Consider the following 14,086-nt stretch of genomic DNA (forward strand, 5'->3'; position numbering starts at 1 on the left):
GGTTATGGATGCAGCAAAGTTACTCGATGGCGGCGGAGGACTTGGCCTGTTCCCGCAGCACGAACTTCTGGATCTTGCCGGTGGAGGTCTTGGGCAGGGGCCCGAAGATCACCTTCTTGGGCACCTTGAAGCGGGCCATGTGTTCGCGGCAGAACTCGATGATTTCCACTTCGGTGACGCTGGCGCCATCCCGCAGTTCGATGAAGGCTGCCGGCACCTCGCCCCACTTCGGATCGGGGGTGGCCACCACGGCCACGGCCATCACCGCCGGGTGCTTGTAAAGAGTATCTTCCACCTCGATGGAGGAAATATTCTCGCCACCGGAGATGATCACGTCCTTGGAGCGGTCCTTGATCTTCACATAGCCGTCGGCCTGCATCACCGCCAGGTCGCCGGTGTGGTAGTAGCCGCCGGCGAAGGATTCCTCGGTGGCCTTGGGGTTCTTCAGGTAGCCCTTCATCACCAGGTTGCCGCGGAACATGATCTCGCCCATGGTCTCGTTGTCCCAGGGCACCGCCTCCATGGTGGCCGGGTCGAGCACGGTGATGGCTTCCTGGGCGTGGTAGCGCACGCCCTGGCGGCCGTTCAGGTTCACCTGCTCGCCCACCGGCAGATCATTCCACTCCGGATGCTGGGCGCAAACCGAAGCCGGGCCGTAGGTTTCGGTCAGGCCATAGACGTGGGTGATCTTGAAGCCGATCTTGGCCATGCCTTCGATAACGGCGGCGGGTGGCGGAGCAGCGGCAATCAGGCCGGCCACGCCGTGGTTGATGCCTTCACGCCATTCGGCGGGCGCATTGGCCAGCATGGAATGGACGATGGGGGCGCCGCAGTAGTGGGTGACCTTGTTTTCGCGGATGGACTGCAGAATCAGCTTGGGATCAACGCGGCGCAGACAAACGTTGGTGCCGGCGTTGGCCGCCATGGTCCAGGGGAAGCACCAGCCGTTGCAGTGGAACATGGGCAGGGTCCACAGATACACCGAATGGGGCTGCATGCCCCAGGAGACGATGTTGGACATGGCATTGAGGTAGGCGCCGCGATGGTGATAAACCACGCCCTTGGGATTGCCGGTGGTGCCGGAGGTGTAGTTGAGGGAGATGGCGTCCCACTCGTCCTGGGGGCCCTTCCACTCGTAATCGGGGGTGCCTTCGGCCAGCAGGGCCTCGTAGTCCTTCTCGCCCAGCAGGTCGCCGGGGCCGGTGTATTCGCTGTCGTTCACGTCGATGACGACGATGCTGCGGCCCAGTTTTTCCAGGGCCGGCCCGACGATATGGGAATACTCCTTGTCGGTGATCAGGATCTTGGCCTCGCCGTGGTTCAGCATGAAGGCCACAGCCTCGGGGTCGAGGCGGGTATTCAGGGTATTGAGTACAGCACCGGTGACGGGCACGCCGAAGTGGCATTCGTACATTTCCGGCGTGTTGTTGAGCATCACAGCGACGGTTTCGCCTTCCTTGATGCCCCGGGCTTCCAGGGCGGAGGCCAGGCGCTTGGCGCGGTTGAAGGTCTCCAGCCAGGTGTAGCGGCGCTGGCCATGGATGACGGAAACCCGGTCCGGATAGATATAGGCGGAACGGGCAATGAAAGTCAGCGGCGACAGCGGCACATAGTTGGCCGTATTTTTTTCCAGACCCTGCTTGTAGATATTGTTATCTGCCATGAACATCCCTCTTGTGATTGAGTTTTAGTTGAAATCACCGAGCGGACCCGCCTCAACGGCAGGCCGGGAGCCTGTTCTCCCGCTCCAGACCGGACAACCACAACACTGCCTCCTTGCCAGAGGCATCGGCCGCCTCGATCAGCGCTGCCACCCCACCCCGCGCATCGGCGCTCTGGGCGGGCTTTTCAGCGCTAAAGGAACGCTCAGCAAGGAGTTTGCGCTGTTTGTCCCACAATGTCATGCGGCCCTGCAACACGCCGCGACTGGTCGCCGGAGCGTCAAAGACCTGGGCAAATTCCTCCACCTCCAGGCGGAGCAGGCAGCCCCCGCCGCCGCGCCCCACCTGCTGCCGCAGGCGCTGGCCAAGCAGCTGTCCGGCCGGGGCCGCCCAGCGGCTCTGGCTGTAAGCCCCCAGGCGGGTGGCATCTTCGTAGGCCAGCCGGTAATGCACGGCAGTGCTGTCGAGCCAGGGCGACAGGCGCACTTCCACATTGACGGCCGGGCCGGCCGCCGCCAGGGGAGCGGGGCCGAAGTCGTGGACGCTCATCGGCGGGGCCTGGCGGCCACCNGCAGGCTGGCGGCCAGCCCCAGGGCGGCCAGGACTTTCAGGCCGCGGCAGGCGCGCACCAGGGAAGACGGTTGGGACGAAGTCATTATTGGGACCTCCCGGAACGGGGAATGAAGCCCGGCTCTCCCGGGCCGGGAGCGGGGGCGGGCGCACCGAAGATAAGACTCTGGGGTTCCCGCTCCACCTGTTCGAGCACCCGGTTCAGTTGCCGGGTGCTGGCCGCCACATCGGTGGCCAGTTCGCCCCAGCGCGGCGACAGCAACCCGGGGCCGCCCTCCCCGGCACCGGCGTGTTCCAGGCGCTCGGACAGGCGGCGCAGGCCGGCCAGCAATTCCTTGGCCTCCCGAGTGGCTTCGGCGCCGCCTTCCAGGGTGGCGGAAAGGCGTTTCACGTTGTCTTCGGAGAGGGCCTTGCGCAGCTGGGCCAGGGTCGGCCCCAGCTCCCGGGCGGCGGGCTTGAGGCCGGTGGAAACCTCCTCCAGGTTGGCGAGGGTATTGCCGATGCGGCGCTGGTTGTCGTCCCCCAGCAGCTTGTTGGCGGAAGTCAGCAGATCCCGGGCCTGGCGCAGGGTATCGGCACCAGCGTCGGAAAGCTCCTGGATCAGGGAGGGCTGCATGGGAATGCGCGGCAACTGATCCTTCGGGGTATCCAGGGGTCGCTCGTCGTCACCGCGCTCCTCCAGCTGCACCTGGGCCAGGCCGGTGACACCCTGGTAGTTGAGGATGGCGATGGTGCTGCGGTTCACCGGCACCTCGTCAAGAATGCTGATGCGGATCAGGATGTCGTCAGGCCGGGCCTTGTCCAGGTGGATTTCCTCCACCCGGCCGACCCGGATACCCCGGTAGCGCACCTGGGCCTGGACATTGAGGCCGGTGACGTTGCCCTGGGTGACCACCAGGTAGTCCCGGGTCAGTTCATGCTTGCCGCCGAACCACCAGACGGCGAACAGGGCGGCAGCCACCAGGAGCAGGGTGAAGACTCCGGCAGCAAGGGCGTGGGCGCGGTTTTCCATGGGATTCCCGAAGCTCCTAGGGTGAATCGGCGGCGCTACGGCCGGCACCGAAAAAATTGCGGATGAAGGGGTGGTCCACCTGCCGCACCGCCTCCGGCGGACCGAAAGCGACGATGCGCTGGTCCGCCAGGGCGGCGATGTGGGTGGACAGGCCCAGCAGGGTCGGCAGGTCGTGGGTCACCATGATCACGGTAAAACCCAGCTCGCTCTGCAGTTCCCGGATCAGGCGAACGAAGCCATCGCTACGATCCGGGTCCAGGCCTGCGGTGGGTTCATCAAGGATCAGCAGCTCCGGCTCCAGGGCCAGGGCCCGGGCCAGGGCGACGCGCTTGACCATGCCGCCGGACAGCTCGGCTGGCTTGAGGCCGCCGTGGCGAGGTTCCAGCTCCACCATGGCCAGTTTCAGATGCACCAGGTCCCGCAGCAGATCCAGGTCCCGAATGCCCATCTCCCGCAGGGGGAAGGCCACGTTGTCGAAAACGCTGAGGGCCGAATACAGGGCGCCCTGCTGGAACAACATGCCGAAACGCTGGCGCAGGTGCCGATCCTTGCCCGGGTCGCCGGAATGGAGCGGCTCGCCGAACAGATGCACTGCCCCCTTCCAGGGACGCAGCAGGCCCACCACCTCCCGCAGCAGGGTAGTCTTGCCGCTGCCGGAGCCGCCCACCAGCCCCACCATCTGGCCCCGCTGCACCGTCAGGTCCAGATTTTTATGGATCACCGTGTCACCATAACGGCTCCACAGGCCCCGGGCTTCGATGACCGGCACGCTCATTTGGGCATCCCGATGTCCCGGGTGGCGATGGCAATCAGGGCATCGGCCAGGATGACGGCAGTGATGGCCGTCACCACCGCGGCGGTGGTACGGGCCGACAGGCTTTCCGTATTGGGTTTGACGTGGAGCCCGAAGTGGCAGGCCACCAGGGAAATCAACAGGCCAAAAATCCAGCCCTTGGCCAGACCGATCCACAGGTTGGCCAGGGGCACCACCTTGGGCAGTTGATCCAGGAAGAAGCCGTAGGAAAGCCCGAGCTGCAAATGGGCCGAGACCATGCCGCCGAGAATGCCGGCGGCGGAGGTCCACACCACCAGCAACGGCAGGGCAGTGGTCAGGGCGGCGATCTTCGGCAGCACCAGGCGCTGGGTGCGGGAAATGCCCATGGTGGCCAGGGCGTCGATTTCCTCGGTAACCCGCATGACGCCGATCTGGGCGGTCATGGCCGAACCGGAGCGCCCGGCCACCAGCACCGCCACCAGCACCGGCCCCAGCTCCCGGATGATGCTGACGCCGAGGATGTTGATGATGAAGATGTCGGCGCCAAAGGTCTTCAGCTGCAGGGCCGAGAGGTAGCTCATCACCACCCCGATGAGAAAACCCACCAGGGCTGTGACCGGCAGGGCCTTGGCGCCACTCTTGTAGAGGGTGGCGGAATACTCCACCAGGGGCAGATGACGGGGATGGCGGATGAGGAAGAGCAGGTCCAGCACCAGCTGGCCGAGCAGGGCCACCAGGCCAAGCAGGTTGTGGCCGAACTTCAGGGCGAAGGTGCCAAGGGATTCCACGCCCTCGAAAGGCCGCCGGGGTGCGGCGGCCACCGGGGCTTGCGGCAGGGCTGCCACCCGCTCCAGGGACCGGCGGTGTTCCGCCTCCAGGGCCAGGCCCTCCGGCCAGCGGCGCCCCCAGGCCCGCCACAGGAGCAGGGCCCCCAGGCTGTCCAGCCGCCCCAGGGCAGATAGATCCCAAGAGCTGCCGGCCGGCACCCGGGCCAGCAGGCGGGACTCAAGGTTATCCAGGGGCAGGGGAAAGGAGGCCAAGGTCCAATCACCGGTGGGACACACCACCGGACCAGCGGCGCCCTGCCGAATCTCCAGGCCCGCGGACACCATGGGAGGTCAGGCCGCCTGTTTTCCGGCCTTGGCCGGGTTGATACGTTTGAGGCGAAAATCCAGGCCAACCCGGTGCCAGGCCAGGCTTTCATCGGCAAAGGCCGCCGCCGTGAGGGGGTTGGCAGCCAGCCATTCGGCCGGCAGCTCCAGGCTGACGCCCTTCTCGCCCATGGCAATGCGGTAGGGCGGCCGCCCCTGGTCGCTGCGGGAGCGGTGGAAAAGCACCGCCAGCCGCAGGGAAAGAATCAGCAGCCAGTTCACATCCCCCCGGGGCAGGGCCGCCACCTTGTCCAGCTTGCCCCGGTGACCGAGCACCAGCAGGGCCAGGCGCCCCTGGTCCTTCTTGGAGAAGCCGGGCATGTCGGCAAAGGTGAGGATGTAGGCGCCGTGCTTGTGGTAGCCGTTATGGGCGATGGAAATGCCGATTTCGTGCAGCTTCGCCGCCCAGCGCAGGAAGTGGGCGTGGATGTCGGAATCCCCCTCCTCCGCCCCCCGGCGGCTACCGCTCAGCTGGCCGAAGATTTCCAGGGCGGTCTGCTCCACCCGCTGGGCCTGCCAGATATCCACCTGGTAGCGGCGCATGAAGCTGGCCACCGTGGCATCCCGCATGTCGTGGTGGTGGAAGCGGCCCAGCAGGTCGTACAGCACCCCCAGGCGCAAGGCGCCGTCGCCGTAGGTAATGCGCTCCAGCCCCAGGGTCTCGAAAATCGCCGACATGATGGCAATGCCGCCGGAAAGCACCGGCGTACGGTCGTTGCGCAGGCCTTCCAGAGGCATGGCCTCGGCAGAGCCGGCCTTGAGCAGGATGCTGCGCAGCTTCTCCAGGCCTTCCCGGGTGATGCCGGTGACGCCGCCGGGGTTCAGCTGGTTGAGTTCCAGCACGTCGGCGATGGCCCGGGCGGTGCCGGAGGAACCCACCGCCTCGTCCCAGCCCAGGCGCTGGTAGTCGTGGGCGATGAGCTGCAATTCCTTGCCCGCCGCCACTTCTGCTTCCCGCAGGCGCTTCTTGTCCACCTTGCCGTCAGGAAAGAAGCGCACCGTGTAGCTGACGCAGCCCATGTAGAGGGATTCGAGCAACTGGGGCTCGAAGCGTCGACCGATGATAAATTCGGTCGAACCGCCGCCGATGTCAAAGACCAGGCGCTTGTGCTCGGCCGGCGGCAGGGAGTGGGCGGCGCCGATATAGATCAGGCGTGCTTCTTCGCGGCCGGCAATGATTTCGATGGGGAAGCCCAGGGCCTCTTCGAGCCGGGGCATCAGTTCCGGGGCGTTCTTCGCCACCCGCAGAGTATTGGTGGCCACGGCCCGCACCGCATCGGGGGCAAAACCCCGCAGACGCTCGCCGAACAGCCGCAGGGCGGCAATGGCCCGCTCCTGAGCGGCCTGGTCAAGGATCTTGTCGGGAGAAAGGCCGGAGGCCAGCCGCACGGGCTCCTTCAGGGCATCCAGAGGATAGATCTGGTCATCCACCACCCGCCCCACCTGGAGACGGAAGCTGTTGGAGCCCAGATCCACGGCGGCAATCAATTCGTAGCGCATCAACAACGATTCCGGTAACCGGTTAGGCAAGACGGATCATTCTAGCACCCGAACTATGGGGTTCCTGTGACAGATGCGCGGGAAAGCCCCTACAGGAGCCAACCTGGGTATTTCACCGGCTGGCCGAACCCCTTCATATTCCCTTAACATTAACGTAACAAAATGGCGTCAATCGAATCTGCCCTCCGGCCCTTCCCACGCCCGACTCCTCACCATTCGCCACCATGAACGTCAATCGCTCCCACATCTACCGCCGCTTCCCGCCGGAAAATTTCATCAATCGGGAACTGGGCCTGCTGGCCTTCAACCGCCGCGTCTTCGCCCAGGCGGAAAATCTCTCCATTCCGCTGCTGGAGCGGCTGCGCTACCTGTGCATCGTCTCCTCCAACCTGGACGAATTTTTCGAGATTCGTGTCGCCGGCCTGAAGGAACAGCTCAAGCTGGGCTCCTCCACCCGCACCACCGACGGCAAGACGCCCCAGGAGGTGTACCGCCAGGTCTCCGCCGAAGCCCACCGCCTGATGCATGAGCAGTACGAGCTGCTCAACGCCGACGTGCTGCCGGCTTTGGAGAAGGAAGGCGTGCAATTCCTGCGCCGTACCCGGTGGACCGACGCCCAGCGCGAGTGGGTGCGGGACTATTTCTTCCGCGAAGTGATGCCGGTGCTCACCCCCATCGGCCTGGACCCTTCCCACCCCTTCCCCCGGGTGCTCAACAAGAGCCTCAACTTCGCCGTGGAACTGGAAGGCCGGGATGCCTTCGGCCGCAACTCCGGCGCCGCCATCGTCCAGGCCCCCCGGGTGCTGCCCCGGGTCATCCGCCTGCCGCGGGAACTGAGCGAGGCGGAATATAGCTTCGTCTTTCTCTCCTCCATCCTCCACGCCTTCGTCGGCGAGCTGTTCGCCGGCATGAACGTGCTGGGTTGCTACCAGTTCCGCGTCACCCGCAATTCCGACCTCTTCGTCGACGAGGAAGAGGTGAAGAACCTGCGCACCAAGATTCAGGGCGAACTACCTCAGCGCCATTTCGGTGATGCGGTGCGTCTGGAGGTTGCAGACAACTGCTCCCCCGCCATGAGCGAATTCCTGCTCGGCCAGTTCAACCTGTCGGAAAACGATCTGTACCGGGTGAACGGCCCGGTGAATCTGGTGCGCCTGATGCAGATTCCCGACCAGGTGGACCGGCCCGACCTGAAGTTCCCCCCCTTCCCCCCCGGGCTGCCGAAGACCCTGGAAAAGCGGACCAGCATCTTCGCCAGCATCCGCAAGAACGACATCCTGCTGCACCACCCTTACCAGAGCTTCACCCCGGTGATCGACCTGCTCAGCCAGGCGGCCACGGACCCGTCGGTGGTGGCCATCAAGATGACGGTGTATCGCACCGGCACCGACTCGGTGCTGATGGAATCCCTCATCCGCGCCGCCGAGAACGGCAAGGAAGTGACCGCGGTGGTGGAGCTGATGGCCCGTTTCGACGAAGAGGCCAACATCAACTGGGCCACCCGTCTGGAAGAAGTCGGCGCCCACGTGGTGTACGGCGTGGTGGGCCACAAGACCCACGCGAAGATGATCATGATCGTGCGCCGGGAAGAGGACAAGAACGGCCAGAGCCGCCTGCGCCGCTATGTGCACCTGGGCACCGGCAATTACCACCCACGCACCGCCCGGCTGTACACCGACTTCGGCCTGCTCACGGCCGACGAGCAGATGGGGGCTGACGTCAACGAGGTCTTCAAGCAGCTCACCGGCCTCGGCCGGGCCCAGGCCCTGCACCACCTGTGGCAGGCGCCCTTCACCCTGCACGCCAACATCATCGCCGCCATCCGCAAGGAAGCGGAACACGCCAAGGCCGGCCGGCCCGCCAGCATCATCGCCAAGATGAATTCCCTGCTCGAGCCAGAGACCATCATGGCCCTCTACGAAGCCTCCCAGGCCGGGGTGAAGATCGATCTCATCGTGCGTGGCGTCTGCGCCCTGCGCCCCGGTGTGCCCGGGCTGTCGGAGAACATCCGGGTGCGCTCCATCATCGGCCGCTTCCTCGAACACCACCGGATTTTCTATTTCCACGCCAACGGCGCGGAAAACGTCTATCTCTCCTCCGCCGACTGGATGGAACGCAACTTCTTCCGCCGCATCGAACTGTGCTTCCCGGTACTGGACCCGAAGCTGAAGAAGCGGGTCATCGTCGAAGGCCTGCGCCCCTACATGGTGGATAACCAGCAGGCCTGGGAAATGGATGGCGCCTCCGGCGGCTACACCCGCAAGCGCAGCCCCCGGGCCAAACCCCGCTGTGCCCAGAGCGAACTGCTGCAGGGGCTTTCCAGCGGCGTTTGAAAAGCCCGAACCCTACCCCCGCCAGAAGGCAGAAGGGACGCCCATCTCCGCGCATCAAGGGCCGGGAGTGGCGTCCCTTCTGCCTTCCAGGGCAGGGTGGCCGCAGATGCCCATACCGCCACCCCCGGCGACGGCCTTGCCTTTCCCGGCCAGGGGAACGATGCTGTCACTTCCCTGGCCTCACCCCCAGACTGCGTCACCCCGCATCATCCCGCCTCACCCGTTCCCGTTGCACTGACTTCAAGGAGAAGAGGAAATGAGCACCGCCACCCCGCTGCGCATCGTCACCCTGGTTGGCAGCCTGCGCCAGGCCTCCTACAACCGCATGGTCGCCAACACCCTGCCGGAACTGGCCCCGGCCGGCGTCACCATCAGCGCCCTGCCCGCCCTCAACGACATTCCTCTCTACAACGGCGACGTGGAAGCCCAGGGCATTCCCCCCGCCGTCACTGCCTTGGCTGACGCCATCCGGGCCGCCGATGGCCTCATCATCATCACCCCCGAATACAACTATTCCGTACCCGGGGTGCTGAAGAACGCCATCGACTGGCTCTCCCGGATTCCCAACCAGCCCTTCGCCGGCAAGCCGGTGGCCCTGCAATCCGCCTCCATGGGCCCCTTTGGCGGCGCCCGGGCCCAGTACCACTTGCGCCAGGTGCTGATCTATCTCAACCCGCGGGTCTTCAACGTGCCGGAAGTGATGGTGGGCAGCGTGCAGAACAAGGTGGATGCGGCCAACGGCAAGCTCAACGACCCCAGCACCCGGGATTACATTGCCGGCCAGTTGGCCAAGTTCGCCGACTTCATCCGCGCCGGCGCCTGAACCGCCCCGCGGTAGCAGGCGAAAAAGAAAACGCCCTCCTTGGAGGGCGTTTTTTCTTGCCGCCGGGGCGTCCGGCCACAGCCGAGCGAGGCGGCTTTACTTAGCGGGCGTCACCCCCGCCGCGCCCCTACCACGCCCTGGACATCGTGGATCAGCTTCAAGGTCCGCGTCAGCTGGGGCAGGTTGAGGATTTCCACGGTGAAGCCCATGTGGGCCTGGCCCTGCTTGGAGAGGGTATGAACGCCGATGACGTTGATCTTCTCCCGGGCGAAAACGTCGGAGATATCCCGCAGCAGGCCCTGGCGGTCGTGGGCATCCACGGTGATATCCACCGGGAAAATGCCGTGGGGGTGGCCGCCCCACTCGGTCTCGATCACCCGCTCCGGGTGCAGGGCCTGGAGGTTGGCGAAATCGTGGCAGTCGGCCCGGTGGATGGAAACGCCCTTGCCCCGGGTGACGAAGCCCTGGATGGGGTCCGGCGGCGCCGGCTTGCAGCAGCGGGCCAGCTGGGTGAGCAGCTTGTCCACGCCGACAATGAGAATGCCCCGGTCGCCGGCGCCCTCCCCTTCGGCCGGCTTGGGCCGGCGCACCGGTATGGGCTCGGCGCCCCGCTCGTCCACCGGCGGCTCGGTGCCGCGCACGGCGGCCTGGAACAGGCGCAGGTTGAGTTCGTTGCGGGCAGCGGCGATGTAGAGGTCGTCCGCCTTGGCGTAGCCCAGCTTGCCCGCCAGTTCTTCCAGATTGGTACCGCCGCCGCCGACCCGCTGGATTTCCTTGGCCACGATGCCCCGGCCTTCGGCCAGGGATTCTTCCAGGGCCAGGTTGGAGAACCAGGCCCTGGCCTTGGTCCGTGCCGTCTTGGTGGCGATGTAGCCGAGGGAGGGATTGAGCCAGTCCCGGGAGGGACCGCCCTGCTTGGCGGCGACGATCTCCACCCGCTGCCCGGTCTTCAGGGCCGTATCCAGGGGCACCAGGGCCCCGTCCACCTTGGCGCCGCGGCAGCGGTGGCCCAGGTCAGTATGCAGGCGGTAGGCGAAGTCCACCGGGGTGGCACCTTGGGGCAGGTCCACCACCTTGCCCTGGGGCGTCATGACGTAGATGGTCTCGTCCAGGGCGGCCTGCTTGTAGTGGTTCACCCAGTCGGAGGAGTCGGAGACTTCGTCCTTCCAGGTCAGCAGCTGGCGCAGCCAGGCGATCTTGTCGTCGTAGTTGTCCTCGGAGCTGTGCTTGGTGCCTTCCTTGTAGCGCCAGTGGGCGGCTACGCCCAGCTCGGCGTGGCGGTGCATTTCCCAGGTGCGGATCTGCACTTCCAGGCTGCGCCCGTCGGGGCAGCGCACGGCGGTGTGCAGGGAGCGGTAGTTATTGCCCTTGGGATTGGAGATGTAGTCGTCGAATTCCTTGGGGATCGGCGTCCAGATGTTGTGCACGATGCCCAGCACCGTGTAGCAGTCCTTCACCTCGTCCACGATGACGCGCAGGGCGCGGATATCGTACACCTCGGAGAAATCCACACCCTTCTTGCGCATCTTGTTCCAGATGGAATAGATGTGCTTGGGCCGGCCGTAGATCTCGGCATTGGTGATGCCCACCGTAGCCAGCTCGGACTTGACCCGGGCCACGGCGTCGATGATGAACTGCTCCCGCTCCAGACGCTTCTCGTCGAGCATCTTGGCGATTTTCTTGTAGGTATCCGGGTGGATGAAGCGGAAGGAAAGGTCCTCCAGCTCCCACTTCAGTTCCCACACCCCGAGGCGGTTGGCCAGGGGGGAATAAAGTTCCAGGGTTTCCCGAGCCACATGGACCCGCAGCTCATCCGGTTCGGCGGCGTAGTAGCGCAGGGTCTGGGTGCGGGAGGCGAGGCGCAGCAGCACCACCCGGATGTCTTCCACCATGGCCAGGAACATCTTGCGCAGGACTTCCACCTGGGCCTTCATTTCCTGGGGATTCTGGGTGGTGTCGGCGACAAAACCCCGGGTGATGGGGCGCAGCCGGTTGAGCCGGGAAATGCCGCCCACCAGGTGGGCCACGCCATGACCGAAACGCTCGGAAATGGATTCCAACCCCTTGTCGTCGTAGGTGGCCACCGCGAACAGCAGGGCCGCCGCGCGGGACGTGGCATCCAGGCGCAGGCCGGCAATGATGAGGGCCATGCCCAGGGCGTGGGAGAGAATCCCCTCGCCGCTGCCCAGGGTCTTGTCGCCATAGGCGTCCCGGGCATAGTCGGCCGCCTGACGGATGAACGCCGTCTCCCCCGGGGGAAGGCCATCGGTGAGGGTCAGGAGGGATTGTTCGAAGTCGCTCTGGGCGGCGACGGAGTGGACGACGGAAACCATGGGGCAATTATACCTCCTTGGGCAGGAATCCCCGCCCCGCCCTCCGGACCGTCTCGACGGACGCCCCGAGACTGCCTTTGAGGCCCTGCCTTAGGCGGGAAAACCCGGGCCTGGACAGGGGCGCCTCCTGGGGCATAATCCCGTCTCCCATACCCAAAGGCCCAAGCCTCCCCGGGCCGGATAAAACGACATGCCCCCCAACACGCCCCTGTACCGCCACCCCTATCTGCTGCTCACCCTCACGGCCCTTTTCTGGTCGGGCAACATGGTGCTGGGACGGGGTATCCGGGCTGACGTGCCCCCCATTGCCCTGGCCTTCTGGCGCTGGATCATCGCCCTGGCCCTGGTGGCGCCCCTGGCCCTGCCCCACCTGAAGGAACAATGGCCCCTGCTGAAAAAGGCCTGGAAGACCGTGCTGGTACTGGGCCTGCTGGGGGTGGGCTGCTACAACACCTTCGCCTACATCGCCCTGCAATACACCGCTGCTACCAACGCGGTACTGCTCAATTCCTTCATTCCCATCGTCACCATTGCCCTTTCCTGGCTCTTCCTGGGCAAGCACCTGAAGCCCATCGAAGCCATCGGCGTGGCCATTTCCTTCACCGGCGCCGCCACCATCATCGCCCGGGGCGACCTGCAGGTGCTGCTGGGCCTTTCCCTCAACCTGGGGGATGTATGGATGCTGGGGGCAGTGCTGACCTGGGCCGTCTATACCGTCGGCCTGCAATGGCGCCCGGCGGGCGTTCACCCCATGCTCATACTGGGGGCCCTGACCCTGGTCGGCGTCCTCGCCCTGGCACCGCTTTACGCCTGGGAGCTGGGCACCTTCGGCGGCGCTGCCCGGCATATCAACCTGCGCTGGGAGGCCCTGGCCGGCATCGCCTATGTAGGCATTTTTCCCAGCTTCATCGGCTACATCTTCTACAACAAGGGGGTGGCCGAGGTGGGGCCCAACAAGGCCAGCCTCTTCATCCACCTCATGCCGGTCTTCGGCACCCTGCTTTCTGCCGCCTTCCTGGGGGAACTGCCCCATCTCTACCACCTGGCCGGCATTGCCCTGATCTTCGCCGGCATCTACCTCACCATGGCCCGGATGCCCCGCCTGAAAGGCCAATGATGGGCTGGCTGGCACAGCGCCTGGGCCGCCTGTTCGGCGCCCGGGAACACCGCCCCATTGCCCCAACGCTGTGGGCCGATACCCTGGCCGCCCTGCCCTTCCTGCAACGGCTCACGCCAGCGGAACTGGAACGGCTGAAGTCCCTCAGCGAGGCCTTTCTCGCCGAGAAGCAGTTTGCCGGTGCCGGCGGCCTGGAAGTGAGCGACGCCATGGGCGTGCATATCGCCGCCCAGGGCTGCCTGCCCATCCTCAACCTGGGCCTGGAGTGGTATCGGGATTGGGTGGAAGTAATCGTCTACCCGGATGAATTCGTGGTGCCGCGGCAGGAGATGGATGAAACCGGCGTCGTCCACGAATACGATGAAGTGGCCTCGGGCCAGGCCTGGAGCGGTGGCCCCCTGATCGTTTCCTGGCAGGACAGCCAGATGGCGGGAGCCGGCTACAACGTGGTGATCCATGAATTCGCCCACAAGCTGGACATGCTCAACGGCGACCCGGACGGCCTGCCGCCCCTGCACGCGGGGATGGACCGGCAAGCCTGGCTGGCGGCCCTGGACGGGGCCTACGATGATTTCTGCCAACGGGTGGAGCGGGCCGAATGGGCCGGCGAGGAGGCCCTGGCCCAGTTGCCCATCGACCCCTATGGGGCCGAGCATCCAGGGGAGTTCTTCGCGGTGGTGTCGGAAACCTTCTTTGAATCCCCCGCCGTGCTGGCGGCCGAGTACCCGGAGCTGTATCGCCAGCTCTGCCTGTTCTATCGCCAGGAACCGGCCGGCTCCGGAACTGCTGCCGACAACGACAACTGAGCCCC

General features: G+C 65.5%; 11 protein-coding genes. 4 read left to right on the forward strand and 7 right to left on the reverse strand.

Annotated elements, in window-relative coordinates:
* Nucleotides 1–19: 19 nt before the first annotated feature.
* The 6 genes from AZSI13_RS10115 to ppx form a co-directional block, all read right to left on the reverse strand.
* Nucleotides 20–1,663, reverse strand: coding sequence for an acyl-CoA synthetase (locus tag AZSI13_RS10115; protein ID WP_109041470.1), 1,644 nt, complete (start codon nt 1,661–1,663; stop codon nt 20–22).
* A 52-nt stretch (nt 1,664–1,715) separates the two neighbouring features.
* Nucleotides 1,716–2,210, reverse strand: coding sequence for an ABC-type transport auxiliary lipoprotein family protein (locus AZSI13_RS10120; protein ID WP_109041053.1), 495 nt, complete (start codon nt 2,208–2,210; stop codon nt 1,716–1,718).
* 106 nt (nt 2,211–2,316) lie between these two features.
* On the reverse strand, nt 2,317–3,243 hold the full coding sequence (locus AZSI13_RS10125; protein WP_109041054.1) for an MlaD family protein: 927 nt from the start codon (nt 3,241–3,243) through the stop codon (nt 2,317–2,319).
* A gap of 16 nt (nt 3,244–3,259) precedes the next feature.
* Nucleotides 3,260–4,018, reverse strand: a complete 759-nt coding sequence (locus AZSI13_RS10130) for an ABC transporter ATP-binding protein (RefSeq protein ID WP_109041055.1) — start codon at nt 4,016–4,018, stop codon at nt 3,260–3,262.
* The gene (locus AZSI13_RS10135) at nt 4,015–5,130 is read right to left on the reverse strand and encodes an ABC transporter permease (protein ID WP_109041056.1); all 1,116 of its coding nucleotides are present in this window, start codon (nt 5,128–5,130) and stop codon (nt 4,015–4,017) included. Before AZSI13_RS10135 ends, AZSI13_RS10130 begins: the two co-directional genes overlap by 4 nt.
* A 6-nt stretch (nt 5,131–5,136) precedes the next feature.
* A complete protein-coding gene (gene ppx / locus AZSI13_RS10140) occupies nt 5,137–6,669 on the reverse strand; it encodes an exopolyphosphatase (RefSeq protein WP_109041057.1) in 1,533 nt (510 codons plus the stop codon).
* A 224-nt stretch (nt 6,670–6,893) separates the two neighbouring features.
* On the opposite strand from ppx, the gene ppk1 reads away from it, so the two are divergent.
* The gene (gene ppk1 / locus AZSI13_RS10145) at nt 6,894–9,002 is read left to right on the forward strand and encodes a polyphosphate kinase 1 (RefSeq protein WP_109041058.1); all 2,109 of its coding nucleotides are present in this window, start codon (nt 6,894–6,896) and stop codon (nt 9,000–9,002) included.
* 256 nt (nt 9,003–9,258) lie between these two features.
* Nucleotides 9,259–9,825, forward strand: coding sequence for an NADPH-dependent FMN reductase (locus AZSI13_RS10150; protein ID WP_109041059.1), 567 nt, complete (start codon nt 9,259–9,261; stop codon nt 9,823–9,825).
* 110 nt (nt 9,826–9,935) lie between these two features.
* Here AZSI13_RS10150 and AZSI13_RS10155 read toward each other — a convergent pair whose 3' ends face one another.
* Entirely contained in the window at nt 9,936–12,158 is a 2,223-nt protein-coding gene (locus AZSI13_RS10155; protein WP_109041060.1) for a bifunctional (p)ppGpp synthetase/guanosine-3',5'-bis(diphosphate) 3'-pyrophosphohydrolase, read from the reverse strand.
* 190 nt (nt 12,159–12,348) lie between these two features.
* Between AZSI13_RS10155 and AZSI13_RS10160 the strand changes: the two genes are divergently transcribed.
* A complete protein-coding gene (locus AZSI13_RS10160) occupies nt 12,349–13,275 on the forward strand; it encodes a DMT family transporter (protein ID WP_109041061.1) in 927 nt (308 codons plus the stop codon).
* Nucleotides 13,272–14,081 carry a zinc-dependent peptidase gene (locus tag AZSI13_RS10165; RefSeq protein WP_235609728.1) on the forward strand — a complete coding sequence of 270 codons (810 nt, stop codon included), beginning with the start codon at nt 13,272–13,274 and terminating at the stop codon, nt 14,079–14,081. Before AZSI13_RS10160 ends, AZSI13_RS10165 begins: the two co-directional genes overlap by 4 nt.
* The last annotated feature ends 5 nt before the right edge of the window (nt 14,082–14,086 follow it).

The sequence above is a fragment of the Azospira sp. I13 genome, assembly GCF_003112695.1.
Taxonomy (GTDB): Bacteria; Pseudomonadota; Gammaproteobacteria; order Burkholderiales; family Rhodocyclaceae; genus Azospira.